Consider the following 15259-nt stretch of genomic DNA (forward strand, 5'->3'; position numbering starts at 1 on the left):
CATGGGCTTCATCGGCAGCGGATGCAGGGTAGTCCGCAGACTGGGTTTTTCTGCCTGCAAGGGGAATGCAAGTAGTTGCAGATCACCGTCGGGGCCACCACGCAGGGTGCGCCGATGGAAGCTGAACACCGGCGCAGGCCACAACGAAATCTGAAGCCGGCATCCGTATCCTTGAGCGCTGGACGCAACCAACAGGGTGGATGGCTGTGGCACGACGTGGAACGCAGGGAGCACTCCTGGCCAGCATGCTGCTGGCGGGCATCGCGCAGGCACAGCAGGCCACGCCGACAGCGGCGCCCGATCCTGCGCCCGTTCCCCCCGCAGATGCGCCGGCTGCAACCACCGCACCGGTCTCCACCACCTTGCCGCAGGACAACGTCACCACCCTCGGCGAAGTGCGTGCACTCAAGCCCGATGACGAACCGCTGGACCTGTACCGCTTCAAGAACCCGGTGAAGTTCGGCGACAACCGCTTCAGCCGCGACTGGAGCGAGCCGCCGTCGCCAGAGCAGGTCAGCATGGGCGGCGGCTACATCATGATGGGCGTGGTCAAGGGCGTGTTGGCGGCGGGCCGAGGGTTGAACAAGCTCACCGGCGGCCCCGACCAGATCCAGTCCGCCATTGCCCGGCCACCGCCGGAGCTGAGCGCTGAACAGCAGCGGCGGGCGTTGCAGTTCTGCCAGGAGCAGCAGGGCTGCGGCGCACCGCCGGTGAAGTAGGCCGGTATATCCTGCCGGTTCCTCAACCGGTAGCGCTGCCATGTTCCTGCGTTCGTTCTGCCTGCTGGCTGCATTGCTGCCCGCGTCCGCCTTTGCTTCCGGCATCGCCGGGGATGGCGCCTGCCGCAATGGCGCGTTCCCCTCCGAACAGAGCCAGTTCGCGCTGGCACGCGTGGTCGATGCGCCGCGCCTGTATCTGCTCGGCGACATGGACGGCTGCCCTGCCAAGGGCGAACCGGCCTGCCGCCAGCGCAGCTATGTGGTCAACGGCGATACGGTGGTGACCGGTCGCGATCTGGGTCGTTACCGCTGCGCGTTCTTCCCGAACAAGGTGGGTGGCAGCGCCGGCTGGGTCGACCGCAGCAAGCTGCAGCCGTTGCCGGCGGCCGTGCCAACGCTGCAGGACTGGGCGGGCGACTGGAAGGATGGCGACAACGGCCTGCGCATCACTGTGCGTGGCGGGCAGCTGCTGGTGGACGGCGACGCTTATTGGCCCTCTGCCAACCCCACGCCGGAACAGCGCCCGTACGGCCCGAACATGGGCCAGGTGGAAGCGCGTGCGACGCCGCACGGCGCCGACGTCGAGTTCGTCGAGGACACGTGCCGGGTGCGCGTGCATTCGCTGGGCGACGTGCTGATCGTGGCCGACAACAGCGAATGCGGTGGCATGAACGTGCGCTTCAATGGCGTGTACCGGCGCGCGGGCACGCGTTGACCCCGTGGAAAGGCGCCAACCAAGGTTGGCATCTACCCGGCCAACCGGTCAGTAGATCCACGCCATGCGTGGATGCCATTCGCGATCCGATCAGTAGGGTCAGCGCCGCCGCTCCAGCCACCACAGCAGCGATGCGCAGAGCACGAACGCCAGCCACCACGGCCAGCGCGATCCCGGCACGAGCTGCATCACCGACGCGTTCGCCGGTGCACTGGTCGCCAGTACGCGTGTAGTCGCATCGATCATCGCCTGCCGATGCAGTGCAGGTGCATCGGCAGGGTCGAACACATAGCGCCAGACGGTCGTGTCAGCCTGCTGCAGGCGCTGCCAGCCCGCCTCACGCGGCCACCAGCCGGCGCAGCGCAGGGCTGACGTCGCGCCATCGACGATCAGCGGCGTGCCGTCGCCGCGCGCGTTGAATACCTGCAGTGGCGCCTGCACGCCGCACAGTGCCTGCCGTTCGCCCGCCCAGCTGATCGGCTGTGGCGACCACAGCGCATCACTGCTGTCCTGTGCTCGCGCCAGTGTGGCAACCACACCGCTCCAGAGTTCACCGTGTCGATCATCGCGCCCGGCCAGCACCCAGCGCCAGCTGTCGGTGATGGGTAGCTGGCCGATGCGGCCCTTGCCGGTACCGCGCCAGCCGCCGACAGCCCTGCCAGCGCGATCATGCAGCAGCGCATTGCTGCCCGGCGCCTGCAGCGCCACTGCTTCCAGCGTGGGCAGGGCCGCGCTGTGTGAGCTGCGGTCCGCCTCTTCGCCGTAGCCGGTTGGCAGCGTACCTGCGGCGAGTGGGCCACGCCGTGCGGCGAGGATCACGCTTTCGCCGTCGCCGCGAAGGTCGAGGACGTGGCTGCTGCCATCGCCCTGCACCGGCAGGCCCAGATCGTGCAGGCGCTGGCGCGCGCTGGCCGAGGGTGCGCCGGCACTGCGTACCAGCACGCCCAGTCCCTCACGCAGCGCCTGGCGCACGGCGGCCAGCTGGCCTGCACTCAATGCCGCCAGGCTGCGCTCGTCCAGCAGCAGCAGATCGCTGCGCGCCAGTGACGCCGCATCCAGCGGCAAGGCACCGTCGCCGACGCTCACGCCGGCGCCGGTATCTGCCTGCACCTGCACACGGATGCCGGCATCGGCGGCCCAGCGGCGCAGGTACTTCAGTTCGGGCCCCGGCGCGCTGGCACGCACCATCAGGCGCAGCGGTGCCGCCGGCAGGGTCTGCTGCGGCACCGGTGCGCTGTCCACCACATGACCGTCGGCATCAAGCAGGCGCAGCTGGAACACGCTGCGGCCTTCGGCGCGGGTGATGCCACTCAACTGAACGTGGCCGTCTTCGGCAACATCCGTGCGATCGACCACGCTGTCGGCCGGGTCCAGCAGCTCCGCCTTTGCCCCGGCAACGCCGCGCGCCTGCGCCTGTACCTCGAAGCGTGCGCCGGGCGCGGCGTCGGCCGGTGGCTGCAATGCGACCCAACCGCGCGGCGGTGCTGCCGGCTGCCAACGCATGTCGCGTGGCAGGACCGCATCGCGATCGCGTGCGACCAGGCCGGCACCGACCAGGGTGAGCGTGGCGGCTGGATGCTGGCGCAGCGCGGTGGCCAGGTCAGGAACGCGCTGTGCGCCGGGCACAGCGCTCGCTTCCGGCAGCAGCAGCGGTGGGCTGTCGCTGGCCGGTAGCGGGCCGGCCTTGTTGGCGTCAGCCGCAAGTACCACCAGTCCTGCGGCCGGTTGCGGATGGCGGGGAGGGAACAGGCAGACGGACAGCAATGCAGCGGCAATGACCTGCAGCCCGATCACGATCCAGCGGCGGCCACGATGCGGGGTGCTTCCACGCAGCTGGCGCACGCTGGCGATGGCCACGACCACAGCGAGTGCCAGGGCGATCCACAGATTCAGGCCGGAGGGGGTCATGGCTGCGCCTCCAGCGCGTCGAGGTAGCGCTGGCCCATCGCATCGGCGCCACTGCGCCGCATCGCCTGCGGCAGTGGACGCTGCAGCGCCCGCCACAGCTGCGCGCGCAGGCGCTGGCGGCAGTCGCGGCAACCGGGTTCGATGCGCAGCTGCTCGATGGCAGCAGCCAGATCGAGTGCGTCGGACAGGTAGGCGGCATTGCGCTGCTGCCAGCTGGCGAGTGCGTCGAGGTCGGGCACGCTGGTGTCATCGCCGAGGCGCTGCCAGGCTTCGACGATGGCCGGATCGGGCGGGGTGCGGGCGGCCAACGGCAGTTCACGGCTGGCCAGCCCGGCGCGATCGCCGCCCAGCCGGCGGCCTTCATCGATCGGCGGCAGCTCCGGCCCGACCCGGGCCAGGTAGATGCGCTCGGCCTGCTGCACCTGCTTGATGAAAGCCAGCGCTTTATAGGCGAACGGCAGCGCCTGCTCCGGACGGCCCTGGCGCAGTTCGCCTTCGGCCGACCACATCTGGTCCAGTGCGGCCTTCAGCGTGGCACGGGTCTGTGGGTCGAGCAGGGTCGCGGCCTCGGCATGGTCGTGGGTGTGGCCGTACTCCGACAGCACATCGGTGGCGCTGCCGAATACGGGCGGCGAATCGGCATTGGCCGCCTTGCCGCCGTGATCATGGCCATGCTCGTCGTGCGCACCGGCCTCGGCGCCATGGTCGTGATCGTGTTCGTCGTCGTGGCTGTCTGCGGTCGGCGCATCGCTGGTGGGCAGGTCGCTGGTCGGCGGCGGCTTCGGTGCGCCTTCGCTTTCTTCGCCCAGGAACTGGCCATAGCGCAGGCGCAGGATGCGCTGGTCGACGCCGATCGCATCGCTGCGTTTCACGAAGTCGTCGGCGGCGAGGCTGCGACGCTGCCGGATCAGTGCTTCGGCATCGATGATGATCTGCCGCTGGCTGCGGAAGTAGGCGGGCAGGGTCTTCTTGATGCGGCCTTCCAGTTCCGCACCGAGTGCAACCTCGGCGCTGGGCAGGCGCAGGATCACGCTGCTGCTGCGCCCGCTCTGCGGTGTTGGCGCATGGTTGTCGCGCACTTCCAGCTGGGCGATGACATCGCTGCCGGGCTGCGCGCCGAGCGCAGCCAGGTCGAGGGTATGCGCGAAACGTCGTGCAGTCGCTTCGCCGCTGCCGGTGAGGCCGACACTGCGGCGAACGAAGGTGATGTTCTCGCCGCTGCCCTGGGTAACGGTGATCGACAGCGTTGCCTGCGTGGCCACGGCGTAGTCATCGCTGGCTTCGAAGCGCAGCGACCACTGGCGTTGCCCGGGCGTGCCCAGCACCAGGGTCGCGGCCGGCTCCAGCACGCGCACGCTGGGCGCGCGGTCAGCGACCACATCCAGCCGATGCAGGCGGGTTTCAGCCAGTGCGGGCTCGCTCACCACCCGGTACAGCACAGGCGTGCGGGCCACATCCTGCGCCTGCCACTGTCCATCCTGCTCGCGCAGCGAAAGCCGGCGGCCGTCGTGGAACTGCAACCATGCCTTGTCCGGCGCGCGATCGAAGCGCAGCGACCACGACAGCCGGCTGTCAGCGGCAACCTTGGCATCCAGTGCGTTCTGGGTGAGCGTGGGCTGGCCGGTATAGGCCGGCGCGTCGATGCGCAGGCGGGTGGACTGCAGGTGCAACGGACCCGCAGCAGCCGCGCCGCCATGCGCCGGCGTGCGGGCCGGCGCGGAGCCGGGGCTGGAGCGCGGCCAGCCGAATGCCAGCGCGGCGATTGCCAGGCCTGCGACCCAGCCCAGGGCCAACGCCCTGCGCGGCCAGCGCGGACGCAGGTCCGGTGTCGTGCGCTCCAACATGGCCAGCACATGGGCGCGCTGGCGCTGCTGCAGCGGATTGAGCGTTGCGATATCGGCGAACAGCAGGTCGGCACTGTCCTCGCTGGTACCGCCGGCATCGAGCTGGCGCTGCACCCACTGCGGGTCCAGCTGGCGGGAACGTGCCGTGGCGAGCGCTGCGCAGGCGAGCAGGCTGACCGTGCCGACCACGCAGGCGATATCGAAGCCCGCCAGGCGCAGTGCCAGCGTCGTCGCGGCCAGCGCCCACGGCAGGCCCAGCAGCAGGGTGATGAGCGCACGGCGGCGGCGCGCGCGTTGCCAGGCGCGCTGCAGGGTGTTCATGCGGCCACCCTGCGTCGGCTACTGCTGGCCATCCAGCGCTCCAGCGCGAACAGCAGCACGATGGTCAGCAGCAACCAGGGGGTTGGCTCCCGCACCGGCGGTGTTGCCGCAGGCAGCGCAGATCGATAGGGCGCCTGGTCCCGTGCATCGCCGAGGCGCGGCGGAGGGGGCGCTTGCAGCGCCAGCAGCAGGGCACGCGGCAACTGCGGGTCGCGCAGCGCAGCGTTGCTTGAGGCATCCCAGTCGCCGGGCAGTGACAGCAGGACGCCGTGGCCGATGCGTTGCTGCCACAGCAGTGGGGTGCCTTCGGCATTGCGCAGCAGGATGCTGGCGCCGGCAGCAGGTTTGCCAGCGCTCACTGCACGACCGCCGTCGCGCAGCCATGTCTGCCATCTCGCCGGCAGTGCATCGCTGCGGCTCCAGACGCCGATCTCGCCGCGTTCGGGCAGGGCATCCCCCGCCAAGGGCGAGGGCAGTGCCTGCACGCCCCACGCGCGCTGCAGTGCGTTCAACCAGTGCTGGGCTGTGGCGGATGCCTCGCCGTGTACGCGTAGCTGCGGCAGTGCCGCTGCAGTCTGTGGCGGTGCGACCGGCATCGGCTGCGTATGCCATTGCGCCTCGCGCGACAGCTGCAGGCGGGCGCCATCCAGACCGGGCAGGGGATCGGGAACGTGCACGGTCAACGCGGTGCCCGCGGGCAGCTGTGCATCCAGCTCACGCAGCAGGCTGGGCAGCGATGCGCTGGATGCCGGCGGTGCCTGATCGATGGCGGGGAAGCCGGGTGCCAGCCAACGCCAGTTGCCCGATTCGGCGGTGCCGCGCAGTGCGGTCGCGTCCAGTCCGGGAGCCACTACCGTCCAGGCAGTGGGGACCGGGGCAGGGCCGATCAACGCAGGTCGTGCCAGCAGCAAGGCCAATGCCGCCAGCAGCAACAGGCGCACCAGCAGCAACGGCCAGTCATCGAAGCGGATGCGCTGGCGCGGACGGATCTGTGCACGCAGCCAGCGCAGCGCGGCGAAATCCAGCGGCGTATACGGATGGCGCCGGGCGAGGTGGATCAACAGCGGCAACAGCCCTGCGGCGAGCGCGGCCAGGCCCAACGGGAACAGCAGGATCATGCACCGCCCCCACGCCCGAACAGCGCCTGCAGTGGTTGATCCAGCGGCTGGTCGAGCCAGCCGGTGGCACTGGCGATGCCACTGGCCTGCAGGCGCGACTGCAGCGCACTGCGTGCGTCGGCGAAGCGCTGCAGGTAGTCGGCGCGGATCGCCGCACCATCGCCCAGCAGTTCCTCGCCGGTTTCCGGATCGCGGAAGCGGTGGCCGGCATCGAACGGGAAGTCGCGCTCGTCGGCGGTGAGGATCTGCAGCAGTGCCACTTCGCGGCGTGCGCCGGCCAGCTGTTCCAGCAACACGATGCCGGCTTCGTCGAAGCCGTCGCCGATCGCCAGCAGCAGGTCGCCCGGGCGCACACGCTCCCACAGTGGACGCAGGCGATCGGCCGCAGGCCAGGCGCCGCGCGCCTGCAGGGCATGCAGCTGCAGGTGCACGCGATCCCGCTGGCGTGCGCCGTTCGCCGCGGGCACCAGTTGCAGTCCATCGCCATTGATTGCCAGCAGGCCGAAACGGTCGCCCTGCTGCAGGGCCAGTTCAACCATGCAGGCGGCCACGCCGCGCATGTGATCCAGGCGCGTGCGCTGTGGTGCCGCGCGGTCGGCCTGGCCGGCCGAGGCGGTGGCATCGAGCAGCAGCCAGACCGTGATCGGGCTTTCGCGCTCGGATTCGCGTACGAAGAAGCGGTCCGAGCGGGCGTACAGCTTCCAGTCGATCTGGCGCAGTTCGTCACCGGGCTCATAGGCACGGTACTGGGCGAACTCGAGGCCGGCACCGCGGCTGCGGCTGGCGTGCTGGCCGATGCCACTGGCACCGCTGGCCAGGCGCGGCCGCAGCCGCAACATGCGCAGGCGCGCACGCAGTTCCGGTGGCAACGTCAGCGGGGCACCTGCGTTCACGCGTGGATCAACCCGGGAACGGCACGGCCTGCAGCAGGGCGGCGACCACGTCGTCGGCACGCTTCTGCTCGGCCTCGGCGGCGAACGACAGCAGCAGGCGATGGCGCATCACCGGCGCGGCCAGTGCCTGCACGTCCTCGCGGGTGGCGGCGAAGCGGCCCTGCAGCAACGCGCGTGCCTTCGCCGCAAGTACCAGCGACTGCCCGGCGCGCGGGCCGGCGCCCCACTTCACCCATTGGTTGATGGCCGCCGGTGCGCCTTCGCCGGGCCGGCTGGCGCGCACCAGGCGCGTGATCCAGGCCAGCACATCCGGGCTGACATGCACCTGGCGTACTGCGGCCTGCAGTGCGATCACCGCGTCGGCATCCATCACCTTCGGCACCGCGTCGGTGGCACCGCCGGTGGTCTGTTCCAGGATCTGCCGCTCCTCGTCCTCGCTGGGATAGTCCACCAGCACGTGCAGCAGGAAGCGGTCCAGCTGCGCTTCCGGCAGTGGGTAGGTGCCGGCCTGCTCGATCGGGTTCTGCGTGGCCAGCACGAAGAACGGCGCGGGCAGCGCGTAGGTGGTACCGGCGTAGCTGACCGTGCGTTCCTGCATGGCTTCCAGCAGTGCGGCCTGGGTCTTGGGCGGAGTGCGGTTGAGTTCGTCAGCCAACAGCAGGTGGGTGAAGATCGGACCCTGCTGGAAGCGGAAATGGCGATGGCCGGTGCCGTGGTCTTCTTCCAGCAGCTCGGTGCCGAGGATGTCGCTGGGCATCAGGTCGGGGGTGAACTGCACGCGCCGGAACTGCAGCTCCAGGGCCTGGCCGAGCGAGCGCACCAGCAGGGTCTTGCCGAGCCCGGGCGCACCTTCCAGCAGGCAGTGGCCGCCGGCCAGCAGGCCGATCAGCAGCTGCTCGACCACCGTGTGCTGGCCCACCACGGCGCGTGCGAGCGCGGCGCGCAGTTCATCCAGGCGCGGCAGCAGGGAATCGAGGTCGGGGGTGGTCATGGGCGTGCAGGTCCTATCAATTGTTCAACGCGTACATCACGATGTTGACGCCGAAGCGGGTGTTGTCTTCGGCCAGGAAACGCTTGTTGCGCCAGTCGTAGTCCCACTCGCAGCCGTAGTCCTTGTTGCTGTACAGCAGACCCAGGCGGCCGTCGACGTCGATGCCCTTCAGGTAGTCGTGCACCAGGTCGTCGCCCCAGCCGTTGAGTTCGAAGCTGGTGGCAGGCGGGCCATCGGGGAAGCGGAAGAAACTGCGGTACAGCGGATGGCTGTTGGGCAGCTTCTGCAGTGCCTTCGGACCGAACAGGCGACCCATCTGCGCCTCGAACGAGGTGGCGAACAGGCCGTCGATATCGTGGTTGCAGTCGTCGACGAAGACGAAGCCGCCATTGCGCACGTAGCGCACGAAGTTCTGCCGCTCGGCGGCATTGAACTCCACCAGCGTGTGCCCGGCCAGGTAGCAGAACGGCGCTTCCAGCATGCGCGGGTCGGCCAGCGCCACCACGTGTTCCTGCGGGTCTACGCGCAGCGAGGTGTAATCGATCAGCGAGGTGATCAGGTTGGACGGCATGCGCGCGTCCACGTCCCAGTCACCGGAGTCGTACTGCAGGCGGGTGAACCAGAAGTCGTAGCGCGAACTGCGCGGGCCTGACTGCGCCCAGGTTGGCAGCGCCGCCGCCGAAGCGGCAGCGGCCAACCAGCGCAGGCAGGCCCGGCGATCCATCAGACGGCGTCGGACAGCGAGGTGAAGGTGAAATCGCGCAGCTTCATCGGCGGGATCATCATCACGTAGCTGGATTCATCACCGGCCACGCGCACCGGCTTGCCCAGCTCCTCGATGTTGTTGAGCATGATCACCGGCGACTCGTTGAAGCGGAAGTTCTTCACCGGGTGCTTGATCTGGCCGTTCTCGATGTAGAAGGTGCCGTCGCGGGTCAGGCCGGTCAGCAGCACGGTCTGCGGATCGACCATGCGGATGTACCAGGTACGGGTGACCAGGATGCCCTTCTGGGTGCCGCGCACCAGCTCGGCGGTGCTCTTGTCGCCACCGCTCATCAGCAGGTTGCCCGGCGAGGCCTTGGCGGTCTTGCCCTGCTTCTGTGCCCAGAAACGCGAGTAGTCCAGGTTGGCGATCTTGCCGTTCTCGATGATGGCGATGCGCTCGCGCGGCATGCCTTCGTTGTCCCACGGCAGCACCGGTGCATCCGGATGCCACGGGTCGGCGATCATGGTCACGCGCGGGTCGTAGACCTGCTCGCCCAGCTTGTTGCCACCGCCCTTCTTCGACAGGAAGCTGCGGCCTTCATCGGCCGAGCGTGCACTGAAGAAGTTCATCATGAAGCTGATCAGGCCTGCGGCCGCAGCCGGCTCCAGGATGACCGTGTACTTGCCCGGCTCCAGCGCCTTGGCTTCGGCCGATTCGGTGGCCTTGCGCATGGCGATGCGGATGTCCTGGTCAGCCTTGAAGTCGGCCGCATCCTTCAGGTTGCGGCCGACCCAGCCCGAACCGCGGCCATCTTCGGTGCGCACGGTGCAGGTGTAATCGAAGTTGGTGGTGCGCTGGTAGGCGAAGTTGCCGTTGCTGTTGGCGGTGGCCTGGAAGCCCTGGCCGTCCTCGAGGAAGCCGGCGGCGATCAGGCCGTGGCCACGGCACGGGGCGATCGAATCGGCGGCGACCTTGGCGCGGAAGGCCGGATCGATCGCGGCGGTGGATTCGCTGAAGGTCGGGCTGGCGCGGTAGCTCTGCTTGCCGATGGCCGGCATGAACTCCGGGTTCTCCGGGGCCAGGCGCGCCAGGTCTTCGGCACGGCGCACCACGCGTTCCAGCGCGGCATCGTCGAACTCGTTGATCGAGGCGGTGCCGACGCGCTTGCCGAAGGCGACGGTGACCGCCAATTCGGTGTTGTCGACGATGCCGCTGGTGGAGACATTGTTCAGCGCGAAACGGATGTTGCCGCTGATCGCGCCTGCCAGCACGGCGGTGCACTCGTCGGCCTTGGACAGGGCGATGACCTTGTCGAGGATGGCCTTGGCCTGGGCTTCGGTGAAGATACTCATGGTGTAAGGGCTCCTGACCGGTCAGCCGAGGCTGCGTGCGGTGTTGATGACGTTGATGCCGTTGAAGCGCGCGGTGGACGAGCCGTGCGAGACCGCCGAAACCTGGCCCGGCTGGCCCTTGCCGTCGAAGAACGAACCGCCCAGGCGGTAGTCGCGCTCGTCGGCCACGGCGGTGCAGGCATTCCAGAACTCCGGCGTGCGGATCTGGTAGGCCACGTCTTCCAGCATGCGGGTGATCTGGCCGTTCTTGATCTCGTAGAACAGCTGGCCGCCGAACTGCGCGTTGTAGCGCTGCTGGTCGATCGAGAACGAACCGTCACCGATGATGTAGATGCCGTTCTCCACGTCCTTGATCAGGTCGGGCACGCTCAGCGGCTTCTTGCCCGGTGCCATCGACACGTTGGCCATGCGCTGGAACTGCACGCTGGACCACGAGTCGGCATAGCAGCAGCCGTCGGACTCGGTCTTGCCGAGGATGTGGGCCTGGTCGCGGATGGTCTGGTAGTCCACCAGCTTGCCGTTGCTGATCAGGTCCCAGCGCTTGCACTTCACGCCTTCGTCGTCGTACGCCACCGCGCCGAGGCTGCCCTGCTGGGTCTTGTCGGCGAAGATGTTGACCAGCTCGCTGCCGTACTGGAAATGCTGTTCGCGCTTGTCCAGGGTGGCGAAGCTGGTACCGGCGTAGTTGGCTTCGTAGCCGAGCACGCGGTCCAGTTCCAGCGGGTGGCCGATCGACTCGTGGATGGTCAGCCAGGTGTGCGACGGGTCGAGCACCAGATCGTACTTGCCCGGCTTCACCGACGGCGCCTTCAGCTTCTCCTGCGCCTGCTTGGCGGCGGCGATGGCGTCTTCCTTCATGTCGTAGGAAGAACTGTAGTTGACCACGCCATTGGGGCTGACCACCTTGCCGGCGGCGGCGCCATCCAGGTACTCGTAGCCCAGGCCCATCGGCGAGGACAGGCCCGAACGGGTGCGGAACTTGCCGCTGGTCTTGTCGATGGCGGTGACCGTCATCGGCGCCCAGATGCGGTGCACGTCCTGGTCGATGTAGGAACCATCGGTGGAAGCGAAGTACTTCTGCTCGTTGACCAGGAACAGCATCGAGTTGACGAAGCTGGCACCGGCACCCATTGCTGCAGCGTTGACGTCCAGCAGCAGGCCGACCTTGTCCTTGATCGGCACCTCCATCGCATTCTTGCGGATCGGTGTGCGCCAGCTCACCTCACCCACGCCCGGCGCCTTGGCCAGCTGCACGGGTGCGGTCTGCACGCCGGCATTGGCCTTGGCGATCGCCGCAGCCTGCTGTGCGGCCTTGGCCACGTCGGCGGTGCCCAGCGCATTGGTGGCGGCAAAGCCCCAGGCACCGTTGACGATCACGCGGATGCCCACGCCGGTGGACTCGGTGTTCACCACGTTCTGCACCTTGTCCTCGCGGGTGATCACGAACTGCCGCAGGTAGCGGCCGATGCGCACGTCGCAGTAGGTGGCACCGGCGCTGCGCGCGGCCTGCAGGGCGGCGTCGGCCAGGCGCTTCTTCAGCGCCGGGTCGAGGCTGGACTGCAGCTGTTCGGCGGCGATCACCTTGCCGAAGAAGGAGGGCACGATCAGCCCGCCCGCGGTAAGCCCGGTCAGGGCCAGGAAGTCACGTCTTTGCAAGGCTGCTCTCCATGTCGAAGGATGGGTGGCTCAAGCGCCGAGACTGCGCGCGGTGTTGATGATGTTGATGCCGTTGAAGCGGGTGGTGGACGAACCGTGCGAGACCGCCGAGACCTGGCCGGGCTGGCCCTTTCCGTCGAAGAACGAACCGCCCAGGCGGAAGTCACGCTCATCGCAGATGGCGGTGCAGGCATTCCAGAATTCCGGCGTGCGGATCTGGTAGGCCGCATCCTCGACCATGCCGGCGATCTTTCCGTCCTTGATCTGGTAGTACAGCTGGCCACCGAACTGCGCGTTGTAGCGCTGCTGGTCGATCGAGTACGAACCGCGGCCGTGGATGTAGATGCCGTTCTCCACGTCCTTGACCATGTCCTCGACGCTGAGCGGCTGCTTGCCCGGCGCCAGCGAGACATTGGCCATGCGCTGGAACTGCACGCTGGACCAGGAATCGGCGTAACTGCAGCCATGCGATGCATCGCGGCCGAGGATATGGGCTTCATCGCGGGTGGCCTGGTAGTCGATCAGGATGCCGTCGCGCACCAGGTCCCAGCGCTGGGTCTTGACGCCTTCGTCGTCGTAGCCGACCGCACCGAGGCTGCCCGGCTGGGTCTTGTCGGCGAAGAAGGTGACGATGTCGCTGCCCCAGCGGAAACCGGCATCGCGCTTGTCCAGCGTGGCGAAGCTGGTGCCGGCGTAGTTGGCTTCGTAGCCGAGCACGCGGTCCAGCTCCAGCGGGTGGCCGACGTTCTCGTGAATGGTCAGGAACAGGTTGGACGGGTCCAGCACCAGGTCGTACTTGCCGGGCTTCACCGACGGCGCCTTCAGTTTCTCGCGCGCGTGGCGGGCGGCGGCGATGGCATCCTCGACCGGGTCGTAGGAATCGCGGTAGGCGGTGATGCCACCGGGCAGCTGCACCTTGCCGCGCGCATCGCCATCAAGGAACTCGTAGCCCATGCCCATCGGCGACGACAGGCCGGCGCGGGTGCGGAACTTGCCGCTGGCCTTGTCGATGGCGGTGGCAGTGAACGGCAGCCAGATACGATGGATGTCCTGGTCGATGAACGAGCCGTCGCTGGACGCGAAGTACTTCTGTTCGTTGACCAGGAACAGGGTGGAATTGATGTAGTCGGCGCCCGCATTCAGCGCGGCGGCATTGAGTGCCAGCAGCAGCTCGACCTTGTCCTGGATCGGCACCGCCATCGCGTTCCTGCGGACGGGCGTCTGCCAGCGCACCTCACCGACCGAGGGCGTCGGCGCCAGCTGCACCGGCCGGGTCTGGATGCCGGCGTTGGCGCGGGCGATGGCCGCCGCCTGCTCGACCGCAGCGCGCACGGCGGCCTCGGTCTGCTGATGGGTTGCAGCGAAGCCCCAGGCACCGTTGACGATCACCCGCACGCCCACGCCGGACGATTCGCGGTTGGTCACATTGCCGACCTGATGCTCGCGGGTGATGACCGACTGGTTGAGGTAGCGGCCAATGCGCACATCGCAGTAGCTGGCCTTGGCCGTGCGTGCGGTGGCCAGCGCCACGTCCGCCAGTCGCCTGCGCTGGAGGGTGTCGACCGGGGCGAGCAGTTGCTCGGCGGCGATGGCACGGGAATGCGGCAGCAGCAGGCCCGCCAGGCCCAGACCGGAAAAAGCCAGGAACTCACGTCGTTGCACAGCGTTTCTCTCTCTCGCTTGCGTGCGGCTGGCAACAGGCCGAGCCGATCACGTCAACTGCCTGACTTTCGCCAGCGCGGCGCGTCCGGACAAGTGACTGCAGTCATGGTTGGGGAGGGTTTCGGCAGGGCTTGCAGCCCTGCACCTGCTCAATGCAACGGCAACGGCAACGGCAACGGCCAAAGCCAGAGCGAGAGCCAGAGCGGCATTCCGTGGGTTGGCGGGGCGGTGTCGGATTGCGGGGACGCCGCAAGTACGTCCATGTAGGCTTGGCAGCCGCATCCATGCGGCTGACACCCCGCAATCCGACACCGCCCCACCTTCGACAGGTTCACTCGGCTGTTGGTAGGTGTCGACCTTGGTCGACACATCTGTCAGATATCGAAATGAATCCGGGGTCAGATCCGTTTTCCGTAGGAAAACGGATCTGACCCCAATGCCATTCCAACAGACCGCTGGAAACTGTCGAAGGCGGGGTGGGTCCGGTTGCGGGGGTGTCCGCGGCATGGATGCCGCGGCCAAGCCCCCAAGGACGGGTTTACGGCGTCCCCCGCAACCGGACCCACCCCGCCACCCCACGGAATGCCAGCTTTTGACGTTGCTCTGGCTCTGGCTCCGGCTTCGGCGGGTGCAGGGCGCAGCCCTGCTCAGTAATCCCCCCTCGTGCACAATGGGGCCGACCCCGCCTGGACACCGTCCTGATGTCGAGCAAGCCGTATTCAGAAGCCTGCGAGCGCAACCGCGATCCCATCGCCACCGCGCTCGACCCGTGGATGGGCGACCGCCATCGGGTGCTGGAAATCGGCAGCGGCACCGGCCAGCATGCGGCCTTCTTCGCCGAGCGCTGGCCATGGCTGCGCTGGCAGCCCAGCGACCATCCGGACCATCTGCCGGGCATCGAGGCCTGGCGCGCGGAGGCGGCGCTGCTGAACCTGCTGCCGCCGGTGGCACTGCAGGTGGAACTGCCGCCGGCGCCCGGCCTGAGCCTGCCGGAAGGCAGCATGTTCGACGCCGCATTCAGTGCCAACACGCTGCACATCATGGGCTGGGAGTACGTGCAGGCGCTGTTCGCCGCGCTGCCACCGGTGCTGCGCCATGGTGCGTTGTTGGCGGTGTACGGCCCGTTCAACTACGGCGGTCGCTACACCAGCGACAGCAACGCGCAGTTCGATGCCTGGCTGAAGGCGCGCGATCCGCGCAGCGGTATCCGCGATAGCGAGGCAGTGCAGGCGCTGGCCGCCGACAACGGATTCACCCGCCTGGGGGATGTGGCGATGCCGGCCAACAATCGCCTGCTGCTGTGGCGGCTGGGCTGAGCCGCCGGTAGTGCCGGCCGCTGGCCGGCAACCGATTGCCAGGATGGTGCCGGCCAGC

12 protein-coding genes are annotated in these 15259 nt (G+C 68.3%); 3 read left to right on the top strand and 9 right to left on the bottom strand.

Translation table 11 applies throughout. From position 1 onward, the window contains the following. The first annotated feature begins 200 nt into the window (after window positions 1-200). Window positions 201-719, top strand: coding sequence for a hypothetical protein (locus EGM71_RS00370; RefSeq protein ID WP_188486985.1), 519 nt, complete (start codon window positions 201-203; stop codon window positions 717-719). A gap of 40 nt (window positions 720-759) precedes the next feature. Further along, on the top strand, window positions 760-1434 hold the full coding sequence (locus EGM71_RS00375) for a hypothetical protein (protein WP_188486987.1): 675 nt from the start codon (window positions 760-762) through the stop codon (window positions 1432-1434). Between the two features lie 99 nt (window positions 1435-1533). Here the strand turns inward: EGM71_RS00375 and EGM71_RS00380 are convergent, their stop codons facing one another. The 9 genes from EGM71_RS00380 to EGM71_RS00420 are packed head-to-tail and all read right to left on the bottom strand — an operon-like array spanning window position 1534 to window position 13885. After that, window positions 1534-3342: a hypothetical protein gene (locus EGM71_RS00380; protein ID WP_188486989.1), complete on the bottom strand. Its 1809-nt coding sequence runs from the start codon at window positions 3340-3342 to the stop codon at window positions 1534-1536. Then, window positions 3339-5507 (bottom strand): hypothetical protein, encoded by a 2169-nt coding sequence (locus EGM71_RS00385; protein WP_188486991.1) that lies wholly within the window; start codon window positions 5505-5507, stop codon window positions 3339-3341. Before EGM71_RS00385 ends, EGM71_RS00380 begins: the two co-directional genes overlap by 4 nt. Then, window positions 5504-6625 carry a BatA domain-containing protein gene (locus EGM71_RS00390; RefSeq protein WP_188486993.1) on the bottom strand — a complete coding sequence of 374 codons (1122 nt, stop codon included), beginning with the start codon at window positions 6623-6625 and terminating at the stop codon, window positions 5504-5506. The genes EGM71_RS00385 and EGM71_RS00390 overlap by 4 nt, the downstream gene beginning before the upstream one ends. Then, the gene (locus tag EGM71_RS00395; protein ID WP_188486995.1) at window positions 6622-7518 is read right to left on the bottom strand and encodes a DUF58 domain-containing protein; all 897 of its coding nucleotides are present in this window, start codon (window positions 7516-7518) and stop codon (window positions 6622-6624) included. Before EGM71_RS00395 ends, EGM71_RS00390 begins: the two co-directional genes overlap by 4 nt. A 7-nt stretch (window positions 7519-7525) precedes the next feature. Beyond that, the gene (locus EGM71_RS00400) at window positions 7526-8509 is read right to left on the bottom strand and encodes an AAA family ATPase (protein WP_188486997.1); all 984 of its coding nucleotides are present in this window, start codon (window positions 8507-8509) and stop codon (window positions 7526-7528) included. 16 nt (window positions 8510-8525) lie between these two features. Continuing rightward, a complete protein-coding gene (locus EGM71_RS00405; RefSeq protein WP_188486999.1) occupies window positions 8526-9233 on the bottom strand; it encodes a DUF4159 domain-containing protein in 708 nt (235 codons plus the stop codon). Then, window positions 9233-10567, bottom strand: a complete 1335-nt coding sequence (locus EGM71_RS00410; RefSeq protein WP_100441104.1) for a TldD/PmbA family protein — start codon at window positions 10565-10567, stop codon at window positions 9233-9235. The genes EGM71_RS00405 and EGM71_RS00410 overlap by 1 nt, the downstream gene beginning before the upstream one ends. Before the next feature lie 21 nt (window positions 10568-10588). Further along, a complete protein-coding gene (locus tag EGM71_RS00415; protein ID WP_100435612.1) occupies window positions 10589-12223 on the bottom strand; it encodes a TldD/PmbA family protein in 1635 nt (544 codons plus the stop codon). Window positions 12224-12253: 30 nt separating this feature from the next. Beyond that, window positions 12254-13885: a TldD/PmbA family protein gene (locus EGM71_RS00420; RefSeq protein ID WP_188487001.1), complete on the bottom strand. Its 1632-nt coding sequence runs from the start codon at window positions 13883-13885 to the stop codon at window positions 12254-12256. Window positions 13886-14586: 701 nt separating this feature from the next. On the opposite strand from EGM71_RS00420, the gene EGM71_RS00425 reads away from it, so the two are divergent. Further along, window positions 14587-15201 carry a DUF938 domain-containing protein gene (locus EGM71_RS00425; RefSeq protein WP_188487002.1) on the top strand — a complete coding sequence of 205 codons (615 nt, stop codon included), beginning with the start codon at window positions 14587-14589 and terminating at the stop codon, window positions 15199-15201. The last annotated feature ends 58 nt before the right edge of the window (window positions 15202-15259 follow it).

Source organism: Stenotrophomonas maltophilia, assembly GCF_006970445.1.
Classification (GTDB): domain Bacteria; phylum Pseudomonadota; class Gammaproteobacteria; order Xanthomonadales; family Xanthomonadaceae; genus Stenotrophomonas; species Stenotrophomonas maltophilia_AU.